We start from the raw sequence: 16,888 nt of genomic DNA, 5'->3' as shown, positions 1-16,888 counted from the left end.
CCGCCGGAGCGCCCATGCCCGCCCTCGCCGCCGTCCTGATCGCGAACCCGAACGAGCCGGCGGTCGACGCCGCGCTGGTGATGAAGGCCGCCCAGGTCGTGCAGGGCGCCGAGGTGCGGATGCTTGACGGCGGCGTCGCGGCCGAGTTCATCCTCGACAGCGACGTCGCGCCCGCGACGCTCCGCCGCCGCCTGCAGATGGCGATCGGCTCGGCGCCGGTCGACGTCTGCGTCGTGCCGGCTGAGGGGCGCCGGAAGAAGCTGCTGATCGCCGACATGGATTCCACCATGATCGGCCAGGAATGCATCGACGAGCTCGCGGACAGGGTCGGGCTCAAGGACCAGGTCGCCGGCGTCACCGAACGCGCCATGCGCGGCGAGATCGCGTTCGAGCCGGCCCTGCGCGAGCGGGTCGCGCTGCTGAAGGGACTTCCGGCCGCCGACACCATCGCGGCGGTGCTAGACGAGCGCATCACGCTGACGCCCGGGGCCCGCGCGCTCGTCGCCACCATGCGCGCGAACGGCGCCTACGCCGCCCTCGTCTCCGGCGGCTTCACCGCCTTCACCGAGGAGGTCGCCGCGCGGCTCGGCTTCGACGAGAACCGCGCCAACGTGCTCGAGATCGACGGCGCGGGGCTCCTGACCGGGCTCGTGACCGAGCCGATCCTCGGCCGCGAGGCGAAGCTTGCGGCGCTCGAAGAGCTGATCGCCGCGAAGGGCCTCGACCGCGCCGAGACGCTCGCTGTCGGCGACGGCGCCAACGACCTCGCCATGCTGCAGGCGGCCGGCCTCGGCGTCGCCTACCACGCCAAGCCCGCCGTGGCGGAAGCCGCCCACGTCCGGATCGATCACGGCGACCTGTCCGCCCTGCTCTACCTGCAGGGTTACTCGGCGCACGAGATCGAAGCCGACTGATCATTAAAGCGGCTCACGAACAAAATGCGGGCGCTGTCCGTGATTAACATTCGATCAACCGGCGCAACCTGTCGTTAAGCCTGCCGACCGAGCCTCGGTTCTGTCCGCGCGCCCGCGCGGCGGGAGACGGCCGCCGGCCGCTCCGTCACGACGGCTGGAGGCTCATCCGATGGCAGCCATGGCAGGAAGCGCCGCGATCGATCTCGCGGACTACACCCACAGCATCGGCGCCCGCATCGACGGCTTCCTCTACCGCGGCCTGAACCGCGACGACTACGCCATGATCTGGGTTTCGAACGGTTTCGAGGCCCTGACGGGCCTGAGCGGCGACGAGTTCGTGCGTCGCCGGATGTCGTTCAGCGACCTGATCCATCCAGAGGACCTGACCGCCGTGAACGACGCGGTGGCCGCGGCGCTGGCGACGGACGGCCGCTGGCAGGTGGCCTATCGCCTCAAGACGCCCCGCGGCTGGCGATTCGTGCACGAGACCGGCGGCGGCTGCGAGCGCGATCCCGAGACGGGCGAGATTCTCTACCTCGACGGCATCATCCTGGACTCCGGCCGCCTGACCAATGTCGCCGAACGGCTGGAGATGGGGCGCGCTTCGGTGTCCGCGATGAACGGATCCATCGCGCAAATTTTCAGCACGCTGAAGACGCTGCGGCTGCTGGCCCTCAACGCGCGGATCGAGGCCGCGCGCGCCGCCGAGCACGGCCTTGGCTTCAACGTGGTGGCGCAGGAGATGAACGCGCTCGCCAGCGCCGGCGAGACGCTGATGAAACGCGTGGAGGAAGAACTAAGCCGGCTCAACGACGCCGTCCGGCTCTAGGACGGCGTCGTTCCGGAAGGCCGACCTCAGTCGATCGAGACCGCCACGAAGCGCACGTCGCCGGCCTTGTTGGACAGCAGCAGCAGCGCGGTCTTCTTGCCGTCCTTCTTCAGCGCCTCGATGCGCTTCGAGACGTCGGCCGGCGTCTCGACCGCCTCCTGTGCGACCTCGACCAGGATGTCGCCCGGCTGGATCTGCTTCTCCTGCGCCTTCGAGCCGTCCTCGACATCCGTGATCACGACGCCCTTGGCGTCGGGCTTGAGGCCGAAGCGGCCCTTGAGGTCGTCGGTCACCGCCGAGAAGGTCAACCCGAGCGCCTGAACGGTCTTCGGCGCCTCCTCGGGCCCGCCGGGCTTCAGCGCCGCCGGCTTGGCGTCGGCGGCCTCCTCAAGACGGCCGACCTTGAGCTTCTTGGTCTCTTCCTTGCCCTTGCGCAGCACCACCACGTCGACGTCGCGGTCGATCGGCGTGTCGGCCACGATCCGCGGCAGGTCGCGCACGTCCTTGACGGTCTTGCCGTCGAACTTCAGCACCACGTCGCCGGCCTCGATTCCGCCCTTGTCGGCCGGGCCTTCGTCGTTCACGCCGGCGATGAGCGCGCCCTTGTTCGGACCCTTCACGCCGAGGCTTTCGGCGATCTCGTCGGTGACCTCCTGGATGCGCACCCCGATCCAGCCCCGCCGCGTCTCGCCGAACTGGAGCAGCTGGTCGACGACCGGCTGCGCGGTGGTGGAGGGAACCGAGAAGCCGATGCCGATCGAGCCGCCCGAGGGTGAGATGATCGCCGTGTTGATGCCCACGACCTCGCCGGCCATGTTGAACAGCGGGCCGCCCGAATTGCCGCGGTTGATGGCGGCGTCGGTCTGGATGAAGTTGTCGTAGGGGCCGGAGTTGATGTTGCGGTTGCGGGCGGAGACGATGCCCGCCGAGACCGAACCGCCGAGACCGAACGGGTTGCCGATCGCGAGCACCCAGTCGCCGACCCGCAAGGCGGCCGCGTCGCCGAACTTCACCGCCTTGAGCGGCTTCGGCGGTTTCACCCGCAGCACGGCGATGTCGGTCTTCGTGTCCTTGCCCACGAGTTCGGCGACGAGCTTCGAGCCGTCGTTGAAGTTGACGGTGATCTCGTCCGCCCCGTCGATGACGTGGTTGTTGGTGATCACGATCCCGGACGGGTCCACCACAAAGCCGGAGCCGAGCGAGCTCTGCTTGCGCTGGCGCTGCTGCGGAGCCCCGCCGCCGCCGCGCTTGTTGAAGAACTCGTCGAAGAACTCCTCGAACGGCGAGCCTTCCGGCAGGTCCGGCTTCGGCACCGACTTTTCCTGCGCGGCCGGCGCGTTCTGGGACGTGGAGATGTTGACCACCGCGTCCAGCAACCCCTCGGCGAGGTCGGCGAAGCTCTCCGGCGCGGAGCGGGCCGCCGCCGGCGCGACGGCGAGCGGCGAGAACGCGACGGTCGCCGCAAGCGCCAGAGCCAGCGCGCGCCGCGCGCCGCTCGCGATCGCAGGACGGGCGGTGGTCTGACTCATGAAAGCTCCTCGGTCATCAAGCGGCGACGCGGCCCCAATCGGGCGCGTCAATCTACACGACAGCGATACGGCGAAAAGAGGATGGCCGGACGCCTCACAGGCGCCCCAGCCGGGCGCGCAGCTTCCTGAGCGCGAGCGTCTTCAGGTGCGTCTCGGCGGCGTTCGCAGGGCCGGTCACCACCACTTCCACGCCGGTCGCGGCGTCGATCGCCGCGCAGCGGGCCGCGGCGCCGATGATCGTGATCTCGAACAGGGTCTCGCCGGATGCGGCGACGGCCGCCTGCGGGGAGCGCGGGCGGCCGTCTGTCACTGCTCGATGCTCCGGGGCGGACGGCGCGTCAGCGCGCCATCGCCAGTTCGCCGGTGCCGTCGAGCCCGTAGATGTCTTCGCGGAACTGCACCAGGCCGTCGGCGCCGCCCCAGCCCGAGATGTAGCGCCAGTAGACCGGCACATAGGGCGTGAGGTTGATGTCGATGCGCTCGCCCGACTTGATCGCCGCGTCGATCGCGCGGCGGTCCCAGCCGGCCTGATTCTTGGCGAGCCAGCCCACCAGCTCCTTGACGTTCTGGATGCGCACGCAGCCGGAGGAGTGGAACCGGGCGTTCTCGCCGAACAGGTTCTTCGACGGCGTGTCGTGCATGTACACGCCGTCCTTGTTCGGCATGTTGATGCGGACGACGCCCATGGAGTTGTCGTCGCCCGGATCCTGCCGGTACATGTACTTGGTCGCCTCCATCGTGTTCCAGTCGATGGCGGTCGGCGGCACCTCCTCGCCCGAGGGCGAGATGATGCGGATCTTCTTCTTCGTCAGGTACTGCGGATCCTTCTGCATCATCGGAATGAGGTCTTTCCGGATGATGGAGGCGGGCACGGTCCAGAACGGGTTGAAGTTCACCTGCTGGATCTTGGCGTCGAGCACCGGCGAGGCGCGGTCGACCTTGCCGACGACCGCGGTGTAGCGCGCCGCGACCTGACCGTTCTCGACCGCCTCGATCTCGGCCGCCGGGATGTTGCAGAGCACGTAGCGCTCGCCGAGATTGCCGCCGGCCATGGTGCGGATGCGCACAAGATTGGTCTCGAGCTGCCGCAGCCGGGTCTCCGCTGGAATGTTGAGCGACTGCAGGGTGTCGTCGCCGACCACGCCGACCGGGATCAGGCCATGGCGGGCCTGAAAGCGCTTCACCGAGCCCTCGACATAGGAGTCGAACACCGGCGACATGCCGAGATTGGGATCGAGGTCGTTGGTGGCCGCGAGGCGCTGGCGCAGGGCGACCACGCGCTCGCCGCGGGAGCCGAGCTTCAGCCGCTCGCCGCCCGGCACGCGGCCCCAGCCGCCGCGCGACACCAGCGACGCGTAGTCCTGGATCGCGAGTTCGGTCTGCTGCACCGTCTCCGGCGAGAGCGTCGGCGTACGGGAGCCGGAGGTGCGCGTGACGCGGGACGAGGAGGCGTCGAAACGGTCCTTCCACTCGGCCTGGCTGTCGAAGGAAAGCGTCATCTCCTGCGCGGAAGCCGCGGTGGCGAGCGCGCCCGCCGCGGCGCCGAAGCCAAGACGCATCGCGCCGCGGCGCGTCATCATGCCGAAGTTCATGGACCGTTCCGTCACGATCGTCAGCTCCCACACCGTAGAGGAGGCGCGCTCTGCGCGTCACAGACGCGGCGGCTCGCCTCCGAGCAAAATGCGGCGGCCATGGTTAAGGAACCCCGACTCAGAGCTCCTGCGGCCGGTGGACGTCGCGCCGAGGCGATCACATTCGGAACAGCAGCCCGTTAGCGCCCTGAACCCGAACGCGAAACCCGCCGCACGCCTTCACCATACCGACCTTTGGCCATCCGTTTGAGGCGGAACGATGTCAGGGCGCGCCCCGCGCCCTCGATCACGCGAAGGTTGATGCGCCGAAGCCTCAGCCGCCGGACGCCCTCCCCCATGGCCTCGTCGTCGGTCGTCCTCGGGGTCCGCGCCGTGAAGTGGCTTCAATGGAAATCCCGCGACTTCGGCATGACGCGGACGTTGCGCGGGTGGCCGGAGGCGCCGCGCGGCTGCTGAGGGTGCTTGAACTCGTCGGCCCGGGTGAGCTCGATCGTGAGCGGCTGGTCCTCCGACAGCCGGCCGAGCTCGTCCGAACGGTCGACGACGCGCTCGGCCATCAGGTGCGTCACCCCTTCCGGGCTTTTCTGCACGCGGCCCTCGACGAGCAACAGGCGCGCGGACATCACGTCGCGGCGGAACCGCTCGAAGGTGCGCGCCCACAGGACGACGTTCGTGACGCCGGTTTCGTCCTCCAGCGTGATGAAGATCGCGTTGCCGGCGCCCGGACGCTGGCGGACCAGCACCACGCCCGCCGTGCGGCAGAAGGCCTTGTCCGGCCGGGCGGAGGTCGCCGCGCATGTCGCGACGCCTTCTCCCGCGAAGACCGGCCGCAGGATCTGCATCGGATGGGCCTTGAGCGAGAGGCGAAGGGAGAGGTAGTCGGCCGCCACATGCGCGCCGAGCGGCATGGCGGGCAGGTCGACGGCCGGCTCTTCGCCGAGCTCGCGCGCGTCGGCCGCCGCGAACAGGGGCAGCGGCGCGTCGTCCGGCAGGCGGCGGACGTTCCACAGAGCCTCTCGCCGGTCGAGACCCAGGGAGCGAAACGCGTCGGCCTCCGCGAGCTGGCGGAGAGCGCGTGATGAAAGACGCGCGCGCGTCGCCAGCTCCTCGACGCCGCCAAATCCGCCGCCACGCGTTTCGACAAGCCGGCGACCGTCGGCTTCGCCGAGACCTTCCACCTGACGGAAGCCGAGACGCAGGGCGAGCGACCCCTTCGCGTCGCGCTCCAGCGCGTTGTCGTAAAGGCTGTGGTTGACGTCGACGGGGCGGACCTCGACGTCGTGCTCGCGGGCGTCGCGCACGATCTGCGCGGGCGCGTAGAAGCCCATGGGCTGCGCGTTGAGCAGGGCGCAGGCGAAGACCGCGGGATGATGGCGTTTGATCCAGGATGAGACATAGACGAGCTTGGCGAAGGACGCCGCATGGCTCTCCGGAAACCCGTAGGAGCCGAACCCCCTGATCTGGTCGAAGCAGCGCTGCGCGAAGTCCCGCTCGTAGCCGCGCGCGACCATTCGCTCGACCATCTTGGCCTCGAAGGTCTGGATCGTGCCGACGTTGCGGAACGTCGCCATGGCGCGGCGCAACTGGTTCGCTTCGGTGTCGCTAAAGCGCGCGGCGACCATGGCGAGCCGCATCGCCTGCTCCTGGAACAGCGGCACGCCGAGCGTCTTGGCGAGCACCTGCTCGAGCTCGTCCTTTGGTCCGTGCTCCGGCCCGGGCGACGGGTAGTCCACCGCCTCCCGCCCCGACCGGCGCCGGAGATAGGGATGCACCATGTCGCCCTGGATCGGCCCCGGACGCACGATCGCGACCTGGATGACGAGGTCATAGAACTTCTTCGGCTTCAGCCGCGGCAGCATGTTCATCTGCGCGCGGCTTTCGACCTGGAACACGCCGAGCGAATCCGCCCTTTGCAGCATCTCGTAGACGGGCTCGTCGTCCTGCGGGATGTCGGCGAGGCCGAGATCTGGGCCGCCATGGGCGTGGATGAGCTTGAAGGCCTTCTTGATGCAGGTCAGCATGCCGAGCGCGAGCACGTCGACCTTCATCAGGCCGAGTTCGTCGATGTCGTCCTTGTCCCACTCGATGAAGGTGCGGTCCGGCATCGCCGCGTTGCCGATCGGCACGGTGTCGTCGAGCCGGCCGCGGGTCAGGACGAAGCCGCCGACATGCTGCGAGAGGTGACGGGGAAAGCCGAGCAGGCGGCGGGCGAGATCGAGCGCGCGGCGGATGGCGGGGTTTTGCGGGTCGAGCCCGGTCTGACGGATGTGCTCGTCCTTGATGTCCGTTCCCCAGCTTCCCCACTGGGTCGAGGCGAGACGGGCGGTGACGTCCTCCGTCAGGCCGAGCGCCTTGCCGACCTCGCGCATGGCGCTGCGCGGCCGGTAGCTGATGACGGTCGCGGCGATCCCGGCCCGTTCCCTCCCATAGCGGGCGTAGATGTGCTGGATGATCTCCTCGCGCCGCTCGTGCTCGAAATCGACGTCGATGTCGGGCGGCTCGCGCCTCTCCTCCGAGAGGAAGCGGGCGAACAGGAGATCGTGCTCGGCGGGGTCCACGGCGGTGACGCCGAGCACATAGCAGACGGCGGAGTTGGCCGCCGACCCGCGCCCCTGGCAAAGGATGCCCTTGTCCTCGGCGACCCGCACGATGTCGAGGATCGTCAGGAAATAGCGCGCGTAGTCGAGCTTCTTGATGAGGGCGAGTTCGTCGCGCAGCAGGGCCTCGACCTTCGCGGGCACGCCCTGGGGATAGCGGATCGCGGCGCGGCGCCAGGTCTGCTCCTCCAGCCAGTCCTGCGGCTCCCAGCCGGGCGGGACCGGCTCCTCGGGGTAGTCGTATTTCAGGTCGGCGAGCGAGAAGTCGATGCGCACGAGCAGGTTCTGCGTTTCGGCGATCGCTTCGGGCGCGTCGCGGAACAGGCGCGCCATCTCCTCGGGCGGCTTGAGATGCCGCTCGGCGTTCGCGTTGAGCAGCCGCCCGGCCGTTTCGACCGTCCGGCCCTCCCGGATGCAGGTGAGGACGTCCTGCAGGTCGCGCGCGCCGGGCTCGTCATAGAGCGCGTCGTTGACCGCGATCAGGGGGACGCCTGTGTCCCCGGAGACCGACCTGAGGCGGGCGAGCCGCCTCAGGTCGTCGCCGCGCCGGTGCAGCGCCGTCCCCAGCCATACGGCTCCGGGGGCGGCCTCCTCGATCCGGCACAGCGTGGCGGAAAGCCCGCTGAGGCGGCGGTCGGGCATGACGATCAGAAGAAGCCCCTCGGCGTCGGCGAGCAGGTCGTCGAGACGCAGGATACAATCGCCTTTCTTGGCGCGGCGGTTTCCGAGGGTGAGGAGACGGCAGAGCCGGCCCCAGGCTGCGCGGTCCACGGGATAGGCGATCACGTCCGGCGCGCCGTCGGCGAAGACGAGCCGCGCGCCGACCACGAGCCTGAACGCCTCGGCGCGGCGCCTGAGTTCTTCGCGCGAAAACGGGGCGTCGGGCGCCCAGGGGCTCTCGATGAAGACGAACTCGCCGGGGCCCGATCCTTCGCGGACCTTTTCGGGCGGCGGCGCGCCTTCCAGGCGCAGCTCCTTCAGCGCGCGGTGGGCGCGCACGACGCCCGCCACCGTGTTGCGGTCCGCGATCCCGATCCCGGCCTGGCCGAGCAGCAGCGCCGTCAGCACCATGTGCTGCGGGGGCGCCGCGCCGCGCAGGAAGGAGAAGTTCGTCGCGGCCGCGAGCTCCGCGTAAGGCGGGACGGCGCCCGTCATGCGAACAGTCCGTGCAGGTACCAGCGCGGCCGGTCGGTCTCGCGCTCGTAAAGGCCGGCGCGGAACACCCAGAACCGGCGGCCTTCCGCGTCCTCGACGCGGTAATAGTCGCGCGTCGGCGCATCCGGCTCCCGCCACCACTCCGGCGCGATCCGTTCCGGCCCTTCGGCGCGCGCGACCCTGTGGAGCACCCGCCGCCAGCGGAACCGCAGCGGCGGCCCGTCCGGCGTCTCGGCGAGCGTTTCGATCGGCTGCGGAGGATCGAACATGCGCAGGGGGCGCAGGGGCGGCTCGCCCGGCTCTTCGGGAGAGGACGCCGCCGACGTCGCCGCGACAGGGGACGTCGCGGGAACGAGCCGCGAGGCGCGCGTCGGATCATGCGTGTCGGCGGCCGAGAACCTGAGGACGCGGGATGCGCCGAAGCGCGCCACGAGCCGGTCGACAAGGTCGGAGACCGCGTCATCCTCCGGCGTTTCGCCGTCGAACCGCGGCTGAAGCTGCGCCAGCGGCTCGGCGACGGGGACCGCGAGCCGGATCAGGTCGAAACCGAAGCCCGGATCGAGCGGATCGGCGAGCGCGTCGATCCGCTCCTGCAGAAGGCGGAGCACGGCGGCGGCGTCACGCGTCGGCCGTCCCGTCGCGACGCCGACGCGCCGCACCGCGCCGTCGGTCCGAAAGAAACTCGCCTCGAAGGCGCGCCCGCCCTGGCCGGCGGCTTCGAGCAGCTCCGCGACGCGGCCGAGCAGGGTCCGGATCGCGCCCTCGATCGCGTCAATATGGGCGATCGGTTCGGCGAAGATCTGCTCCACGCGGCAGGCCGATTGCGGCCTCAGCGGCGTGATGCGCCGGTCCTCCTCCCCAAGCGTCCGCCGCAGCCGCGTGAGGAGGTCTTCGCCGAAGCGGGCGGCGAGCGGTCGGCTCGGCCGGTCGGCGAGATCGGCGATCCGCCTCAGGCCGGCGAGCGAGAGCGCACGTCGCACGTCCTCCCCGAGCCCCAGCGCCGCGACCGGAAGAGGCCGGACCGCCTCGTCCTCGCCGCCCGGCGGCGCGATCGGCACGCGACCGAACCGTGCGAGAGCGCGCGCGGCGTCGGGCGTTCCGGCGATCGCCGCGCGCGTCGCGAGGCGGCTCTGCCGGAAGCGCCCGGCGATCCGCCGTCTCAAGGGGGCCTCGCCGCCGAAGAGATGAGCGCAGCCGGTCACGTCGAGGATCAGGCCGTGCGGCGGGTCGAGGGCGACGAGCGGGGTCCAGCGGTCGCACGCCTCCGCCATCCGGCCGAGCAGCGCGGCGTCCGCCTCCGGATCGTGGTCGGCGGCGACCAAGCCCGGAATGCGCGCGCGCGCGTCGGCGAGCGTCAGGCCCGGCGTCAGGCCGAGCGCGGAAGCCTCCCGGCTCGCCGCGGCGAGCCGCAGCGCGCCCTTGACGGAATGGACGAGGACGAGCGGCTCACCCGGCGCGTCGCCATGGCGCGCCGGCGTCCGCAGCACCCGGTCCGCGGGCAGGAACGGAAACCACAAAGCGAGATAGCGGCGCGGGCTCGAAAGATGCGCGGTCACGGTCCCACTCCAGAAGCCAGGTTCGTGGGCCGACACCGGCCCGATGACGCAGCAGGGCGGCTTCGAAGGCCGGGCGGCCCGGAGCGTTCGCCTCAAGCGGCGCGGAAGCCGCGGCGGCCACGCTCCATCGGCTGGTCGCAGCGCTCGGAGCGGGCTGCTTTGCGCCGAGCCGGATCATGACGACGGTCACGCCCGAAGCGCCGGCCGCAAGCGCCAGCCGCCGGCTGGCGTTCAGGTCGAGCGTCTTCGGCTCGCCCCAGATTTCGATGACCGCGGCCCCGACCGCCGCGCAACGCGCGGCCTCCGCCGCAGCGCGCAGAACGCCGGTCGGATCGCGCGCGCGAACCACGAGCAGACGCTTCGGGTCGGCGCCGAATGCGGCGAGCCCATCGCCGTAGAGCGCGCCCGCTTCAACGTCCAAGAGATCCTGCCGCGCCCAGACCAGCGCCCGTCCGTCCGCGGCCCTCAAAGCGACGCCGAGCCCGAACCCGGCGGCGGCCACAGCGTCCTGCTGCCCGCGGGCGTAGACCTCATGCAGGACGCCGCGCGCCAGCCCGCCGCCGAGCGCCGCGTCGAGCGGCGGCAAGCCCAGGCGGAACGACGCGCCGCCGCGCCGGCAAGCGCCGCGCTCCAGCGCCGCGACGTCTTTCCGCAATCGTGCAAGGGCGTTCTCGTGCGCAGCGAGCATTTTTGTTTCCCGTTTGTTCCTATAACAATCCCGGTTCAAAAAGGAGTCAAGAAGGCTCGTCTCGGCTGGAGTCCCGCCGATCGCCGGCGGGACTCGCGCCGCGAGGGCTTTAGGCCGGCCCCATCGAGTGCTCCAGTTGGAATGTTAGTTCATGAGCGGCGCGGCTATCGCACGTGGACCGAGGCCGACATCACTGCGTTCCGCAAAAAGTGGCCCGTGGGCGCGCCGGTTCGGCTGGCGTTCGAGATCCTGCTCTACACTGGCTTACGACGAGCCGATGCCGTTCGTCTCGGCTGGTGCCACATCGTCGACGACGATATCGTCATTACGACGTCCCAGTCCCGACACTCGACCGAGTTGCATATCCCGATCCACGCGGAGCTGCGGGCGGTGCTCAAGGGCATTCCCCGCGACGCCGAGACCTTCGTCACAACGATCGCCGGCGAGGCTCGCACCGCAAAAGGCTTCACCAGCTGGATTTGCCAGGCCGCCCACGACGCGGGCCTGCCGTCGAACTCGTCGCCCCACGGCCTACGCAAGGCGATCTGCCGACGCCTTGCTGACGCGGATTGCGACGCGCTTACGATCATGTCGATCACCGGCCACAAAAATCTTGCCGAGGTGATGCCGTATATCGAGGCGCGAGATCGGCGGCGTCGGGCGCGGGCGGGAATCGCCGCGCTCGCTGTCGACAAAAGCGTCAAAAGCGCGAACCTTCCGGAAAGGTTCGCGCATTCGGAGCCTAAGCCATTGTTATCGCAGGCGATTTTCAGAGAAATGGCGCGCCCTACGGGAGTCGAACCCGTCTTTTCAGCGTGAAAGGCTGACGTCCTAACCGATAGACGAAGGGCGCTTGCGGCGGCGACGTATAGGGGGGTTCGGACGGCGCCGCAAGTGCGCCGATCAGCCCCCGAACAGGCGAAGCAGCGGACCGGCGAAATACTCCACGCCCTTCACGATCGCCGTCGACAGCGCCCCGAGGATCGCGAAGCTCGCGGCGGTCGCCGCCCAGCCGACGCCGATGGCGACGCCGTCGCGTTCGATCACCCCGAGCGCGAAGGCCGAGATCGCGATCGCGGGCGGCATGTTGCCGAAGGGGATCGGCAGCACGAGGATCAGCGACAGCACGAAGCAGGCGAGGCCCGTCAGGCGGTCCGCGACATAAGTCGTCATCACCTCGGCCCGCGGCTTCAGCAGGCGCTCCAGCTTGTTCACCCAGGGCACCACCTTACTCGTGAGCGCCCGAAAGTCCTCGCGGCGCATCGAGCGCTGCGTGATGAAGCGCGGCAGCCAAAGCCGCTGCGCGCCGATCATGAGCTGCAGCGCGATGAAGACGAGCGGCGCGCCCAGCACGGCCGAGGTGCCCGGCGGCATCGGCAGCGCGTTCGGCAGCGCGAACATCAGCAGCAGCGCCCCGAAGGCGCGATCGCCGAAGGCGTCGAGGATCGCGGCGACACTGATGCGCGGCTCGGCGCCGCCCGCGAGTTCGCGCAGCACCTGCGAGAAGCCGCGATGCTGGGGCTCCGGCGACGGCTCGCCGGCTGTATCGGGGGGCGTGGCGATGTCGGTCACGTCGCTCCAGAGGGCTCGGACGACGGCGGAAGCCGTCGCGCTCCAAGCACATAGAGCCGCAAATCGTGAAGATCGAGTGGCGAGACGCAAGCCTTCTCGCGGTCAGCGCTCGGCGGGCGCCGCGTCGAGAACCCTGAGGCTCGCCCGTTCGGAGCCGCCCCAGCGGTCGACGCCGAGACTGCCGGCCACATGGACGCGCGCGCCGCGGGCGTCCAGCAGCGCGCGGCCCAGATCGCCGTCCGCCGCGCGGAAGGCGATCGCGCCGACGGAGGCCCCGTCGCCGGCGCGGAGCCTGAGCCGCACATGCCCCTGCCCGACCACGTCGGCGGAGGCGACGATGTGGGCGGGCAGCGCCAGCACCGGCTCCGGCGCGCCCGAGCCGAAGGGCCCGGCGCGGTCGAGATCGCGCACCAGCTCCGGCGTCGCGGCGGTCGCCGTGAGCGCGGCGTCGATCCTGAGCGAGCGGTCGGCGCGCGAAAGCGCCACAGCGGCGGCGAGACGCTCTTCGAGGAAAGCGCGGAAGGCGCCGAGCCGGTCCGCCTTCAGCGTGACGCCGGCCGCCATGGCGTGGCCTCCGCCCTTGACCAGCAGGCCCTCCTCGACCGCGGCGCGCACCGTGCCGCCGAGGTCGACCCCCGGCAGCGAACGCCCAGAGCCGGTTCCGACGCCGTCCGGGCCGAAGGCGACCGCGAAGGCCGGCCGGCGGAAGCGCTCCTTCAGCCGCGCCGCCACCAGCCCGACCACGCCGGCGTGCCAGCCCTCGCCCGAGACGACGACGGTCGAGCCGCCCTCCTCGTCGAGGCCGAGCGCGGCCTGGGCCTCGGCCATCGCCTCGGCGAGCGTGACGCGCTCGATCGCCTGACGCTCGCCGTTGAGACGGTCGAGTTCGGCGGCGATCGCGGCCGCGGCCGGCTCGTCATCGCAGAGCATCAACCGGCAGCCGAGCCCGGCGTCGCCGATCCGTCCGCCGGCGTTGACGCGCGGGCCGAGCAGGAAGCCGAGATGGTAGGGCGTGGGCGGGCCGTCGAGCCGGGCGACGTCCATCAGCGCCCGGAGGCCGACGCGTCCCCGGCCGCGCAGCGCGATCAGGCCCTTCGCGACGAAGGCGCGGTTGAGGCCCTTCAGCGGCACCACGTCGGCGACGGTGCCGAGCGCCACGAGGTCGAGCCCGGCCAGCAGGTCGGGCTCCCCGCCCCTCGCCGCCCAGAAGCCGCGGCGGCGCAGCTCGCGGCTGGTCGCGACCAGCGTCATGAAGGCGACGCCGCAGGCCGCGAGATGGCCGAGACCGGACAGGTCGTCCTGCCGGTTCGGATTCACCAGAGCGGCGACCTCCGGAAGGGCCGCGCCGACCTGGTGATGGTCGACCACCACCACGTCCATGCCGCGCGCCTTCGCGTGGGCCAGCGGCTCGAAGCTGGTGGAGCCGCAGTCCGCGGTGATCAGCAGCGTCGCGCCGGCGTCTGCGAGCATGTCGATCGCGGCCACGTTCGGGCCGTAGCCCTCGAAAATGCGGTCGGGGATGTGGGTGCGGACGTCGCAGCCGGCGCGGGCCAGCGCCTCGGCGAGCAGCGCGGTCGAGGTCGCGCCGTCGACGTCGTAGTCGCCGAAGATGGCGACCTTTTCGGCGCGTTCGGCGGCGTCCGCGAGACGGGAGGCGGCCGCCGCCATGTCGGTCAGCGTGTCGGGATCCGGCATCTGCCGGCGGATCGAAGGGTCGAGGTGCTCCGCGACGTCCGCGGTCGCCACTCCACGGCCCGCGAGCACCCGCGCCAGCAGATCGGACACGGAGTGGTGGCGCGCGATCTCCGCGGCGACGGCGCGGCCGCGCGCGTCCAGCCTGTCGCGCCAGACGCGGCCGCCGAACGAGGCCTCCACGCCGAGGAAGGCCTCCGCCGGGGGGCGGCGGGCCTCAATCGAGATGGAACTTCTCCGTTTGCGCGTGCTCGGCGCGGATGCGCCGCGTGGTGCCGGTGGAGGAGCGCATCACCAGCGTCTCCGTCGTGACGCCGCGCCGGCCGAAGCGCACGCCGGACAGCAGGCCGCCGTCGGTGACGCCGGTGGCCGCGAACAGCACGTCGCCGCGCGCCATGTCGTTGAGATCGTAAATCTTGCTGAAGTCGGCGATCCCGACCTCCGCGGCCAGGCGGCGGCTGTCGGGCTGGTCCAGCAGCAGGCGGGCCTGCATCTGCCCGCCCGTGCAGCGCAGCGCGGCGGCCGCGAGCACGCCCTCCGGCGCGCCCCCGACGCCGAGATAGATGTCGATGCCGGTCTCTTCCGGGTCGGTCGTATGGATGACGCCCGCGACGTCGCCGTCCGTGATCAGCCGGATCGCGGCGCCTGCGGCGCGCACCGCGTCGATCAGCCGAAGATGCCGCGGCCGGTCGAGGATGCAGGCGGTGAGCTGCGACACCTCCACGCCCTTCGCGGCTGCGAGCGAGGCGAGGTTATCCGCCGGCGAGCGGTCGAGCCGGACCGTGCCCGGCGGATAGCCCGGCCCGATCGCGATCTTGTCCATGTAGACGTTGGGCGCCTTCAGCAGCGAACCGGCTTCGGCGAGCGCCAGCACCGCGATCGCGTTCGGCTGCGCCTTGGCGCAGAGCGTCGCGCCCTCCAGCGGATCGAGCGCGATGTCGACCCGCGGCCCCTGCCTGGTTCCGACCTGCTCGCCGATCCACAGCAGCGGCGCCTCGTCGCTCTCGCCTTCCCCGATCACCACCGTGCCGCTGACCGGCAACCGGTCCAGCTCGCGGCGCATGGCGGAGACCGCGGCCTCGTCCGCCGCGCGCTCGTCGCCCCGCCCGCGCAGCCGCGCGGCCGCCACGGCGGCGCGCTCCGTCACCCGCACGAGTTCGATCGTCAGGGCGCGGTCGATCACGTCGACCGCGTCGATCACGACCCGGTCGTCCGCCATGGACTGATGCGCGGCTTCCGCCGCCAGCTTCTTCGCCACGTCCCGCTCCCCGAACCGCGCGGCCCGCGCCGCGCATGGACCCCGGTCCGAACAGACCGGGATCGCCCGCGACGCGATGCGAACGACCGGAGCCGTCGCGGCTTCCCCGGTCGATTCGAACATGCCGCCGGCCGCGCGATCAAGCGCGGCGGGCGGGAAGCGGCTGCGCCTTTCGGATCAGCGCTTCTCGATCCGTATCACCTGCGGCGCGCCGTCGATGTGGCCGTCCGCCTCGATCGCGTCCAGAGCGACGCGCAGCGCGGCCTCGGTGGTGGCGTAGGTGATGAGCACGACCGCCACCGGCTCCACGCCCGGCGAATCGCTGTCGGACTCGCGGCCCCGCTGCACGATGCTCTTGAGCGAGATGCCCTGCTCCGCCATGCGCGCGGCGATCGCCGCGGCTGCGCCCGGACGGTCGATGACCGACAGGCGGATGTAGTAGCCGCCCTCGTGGCGGCCCATAGGCGCGCGCGTCGGCGCGGCGAGGCTCGCGGCCGGCACGCCGAAGGCCGGCATGCGCAGCCCGCGTGCGATGTCGACGATGTCGGCGATCACGGCCGAGGCGGTGGCGTCGCCGCCGGCTCCGGGCCCGGCGAGCACCAGCGCGCCGACCACGTCGCCGTCGATCTCGACCGCGTTGGTCACGCCGTCGACGCGGGCGACCGCGGCGTCCTTCGGCAGCATCGAGGGATGCACGCGCTGCTCGACGCCGGAACCGGTGCGGGTCGCGACGCCGAGGAGCTTCACGCGGTAGCCGAGCTCCTCGGCCATGGCGAGGTCGAACGGCGTGATCGAGGTGATGCCCTCGACATAGATGCCGTCCGGATCGGGCGCGACGCCGAAGGCGAGCGACGCAAGCAGCGCCAGCTTGTGCGCGGTGTCGAAGCCGCCGACGTCGAAGGTCGGGTCCGCCTCGGCGTAGCCGAGCTTCTGCGCGTCAGCGAGGCACTCGGCGAAACCGAGCTTCTCGCGCTCCATCCGCGTGAGGATGTAGTTACACGTGCCGTTCAGGATGCCGAAGACGCGGTTGAGGCTGTTCGCCGACAGACCTTCGCGCAGGGCTTTCACGATCGGGATGCCGCCGGCGACCGCCGCCTCGAAGCCGACCGCGACGCCCTTCTGCTCGGCGGCCGTCGCGATGGCGAGGCCGTGCCGGGCGAGCAGCGCCTTGTTGGCGGTGACGACCGGGCGGCCGAACTCGATCGCGGTCTCGACGCAGCCGCGCGCGGCGCCCTCGGCGCCGCCGATCAGCTCCACGACCAGATCGACGTCGTTCGAGCGCGCGAGCTGGGTCGCGTCCATGTGCCAGGCGACGCCGTCGAGATGGAGTTTCCGGTCGCGGCCCTTCTCGCGGGCCGAGACCGCGGTGACGACGATCGGGCGACCGGCGCGCGCCGCGAGCTCCTCAGCCTTGGCGCCGAGAATGCGCACGACGGACGAGCCGACCGTGCCAAGGCCGGCGACGCCGACCCTCAGAGGTTCCGCCATGAGGACATCCGAATGCGT

13 protein-coding genes and 1 tRNA gene are annotated in these 16,888 nt (G+C 71.1%); 3 read left to right on the top strand and 11 right to left on the bottom strand.

The window, feature by feature from the left end; genetic code table 11:
- Positions 1-14 precede the first annotated feature (14 nt).
- Positions 15-914, top strand: a complete 900-nt coding sequence (gene serB / locus ACFSCV_RS01110; RefSeq protein WP_378796163.1) for a phosphoserine phosphatase SerB — start codon at positions 15-17, stop codon at positions 912-914.
- 178 nt (positions 915-1,092) lie between these two features.
- Positions 1,093-1,743: a PAS domain-containing protein gene (locus ACFSCV_RS01105; RefSeq protein WP_378796161.1), complete on the top strand. Its 651-nt coding sequence runs from the start codon at positions 1,093-1,095 to the stop codon at positions 1,741-1,743.
- Positions 1,744-1,769: 26 nt separating this feature from the next.
- Here ACFSCV_RS01105 and ACFSCV_RS01100 read toward each other — a convergent pair whose 3' ends face one another.
- From ACFSCV_RS01100 to ACFSCV_RS01075, 6 genes are all read right to left on the bottom strand, one after another.
- Entirely contained in the window at positions 1,770-3,272 is a 1,503-nt protein-coding gene (locus ACFSCV_RS01100) for a Do family serine endopeptidase (protein ID WP_378796159.1), read from the bottom strand.
- Positions 3,273-3,366: 94 nt separating this feature from the next.
- Entirely contained in the window at positions 3,367-3,582 is a 216-nt protein-coding gene (locus tag ACFSCV_RS01095; RefSeq protein ID WP_378796157.1) for a DUF6898 family protein, read from the bottom strand.
- Positions 3,583-3,610: 28 nt separating this feature from the next.
- Complete coding sequence (locus tag ACFSCV_RS01090; protein WP_378796155.1) at positions 3,611-4,879, bottom strand: L,D-transpeptidase family protein; 1,269 nt, start codon at positions 4,877-4,879, stop codon at positions 3,611-3,613.
- 368 nt (positions 4,880-5,247) lie between these two features.
- Positions 5,248-8,616 carry an error-prone DNA polymerase gene (locus ACFSCV_RS01085; protein ID WP_378796153.1) on the bottom strand — a complete coding sequence of 1,123 codons (3,369 nt, stop codon included), beginning with the start codon at positions 8,614-8,616 and terminating at the stop codon, positions 5,248-5,250.
- Positions 8,613-10,172 (bottom strand): Y-family DNA polymerase, encoded by a 1,560-nt coding sequence (locus tag ACFSCV_RS01080; RefSeq protein WP_378796151.1) that lies wholly within the window; start codon positions 10,170-10,172, stop codon positions 8,613-8,615. The genes ACFSCV_RS01085 and ACFSCV_RS01080 overlap by 4 nt, the downstream gene beginning before the upstream one ends.
- Positions 10,063-10,899 carry an ImuA family protein gene (locus ACFSCV_RS01075; RefSeq protein WP_378796149.1) on the bottom strand — a complete coding sequence of 279 codons (837 nt, stop codon included), beginning with the start codon at positions 10,897-10,899 and terminating at the stop codon, positions 10,063-10,065. The genes ACFSCV_RS01080 and ACFSCV_RS01075 overlap by 110 nt, the downstream gene beginning before the upstream one ends.
- A gap of 102 nt (positions 10,900-11,001) precedes the next feature.
- Here ACFSCV_RS01075 and ACFSCV_RS01070 point away from each other — a divergent pair, with 102 nt between their 5' ends.
- Entirely contained in the window at positions 11,002-11,679 is a 678-nt protein-coding gene (locus tag ACFSCV_RS01070; RefSeq protein WP_378796734.1) for a tyrosine-type recombinase/integrase, read from the top strand.
- Here the strand turns inward: ACFSCV_RS01070 and ACFSCV_RS01065 are convergent.
- The 5 genes from ACFSCV_RS01065 to ACFSCV_RS01045 all read right to left on the bottom strand — a co-directional run bounded on the left by ACFSCV_RS01065 (position 11,639) and on the right by ACFSCV_RS01045 (position 16,870).
- Positions 11,639-11,713 (bottom strand) — tRNA-Glu (locus ACFSCV_RS01065). The two genes, ACFSCV_RS01070 and ACFSCV_RS01065, sit on opposite strands and share 41 nt — an antisense overlap.
- Before the next feature lie 50 nt (positions 11,714-11,763).
- Positions 11,764-12,432: an exopolysaccharide biosynthesis protein gene (locus ACFSCV_RS01060; RefSeq protein WP_378796147.1), complete on the bottom strand. Its 669-nt coding sequence runs from the start codon at positions 12,430-12,432 to the stop codon at positions 11,764-11,766.
- 102 nt (positions 12,433-12,534) lie between these two features.
- Positions 12,535-14,307, bottom strand: a complete 1,773-nt coding sequence (gene recJ, locus ACFSCV_RS01055) for a single-stranded-DNA-specific exonuclease RecJ (RefSeq protein ID WP_378796145.1) — start codon at positions 14,305-14,307, stop codon at positions 12,535-12,537.
- Positions 14,308-14,341: 34 nt separating this feature from the next.
- Positions 14,342-15,343, bottom strand: a complete 1,002-nt coding sequence (gene glpX, locus ACFSCV_RS01050; protein ID WP_378796732.1) for a class II fructose-bisphosphatase — start codon at positions 15,341-15,343, stop codon at positions 14,342-14,344.
- A 216-nt stretch (positions 15,344-15,559) separates the two neighbouring features.
- Positions 15,560-16,870 (bottom strand): homoserine dehydrogenase, encoded by a 1,311-nt coding sequence (locus tag ACFSCV_RS01045; RefSeq protein WP_378796143.1) that lies wholly within the window; start codon positions 16,868-16,870, stop codon positions 15,560-15,562.
- Positions 16,871-16,888 lie beyond the last annotated feature (18 nt).

The organism is Methylopila henanensis (assembly GCF_042681025.1).
Classification (GTDB): Bacteria; Pseudomonadota; Alphaproteobacteria; order Rhizobiales; family Methylopilaceae; genus Methylopila; species Methylopila henanensis.
This window is presented reverse-complemented; position numbering and strand designations above follow the sequence as displayed.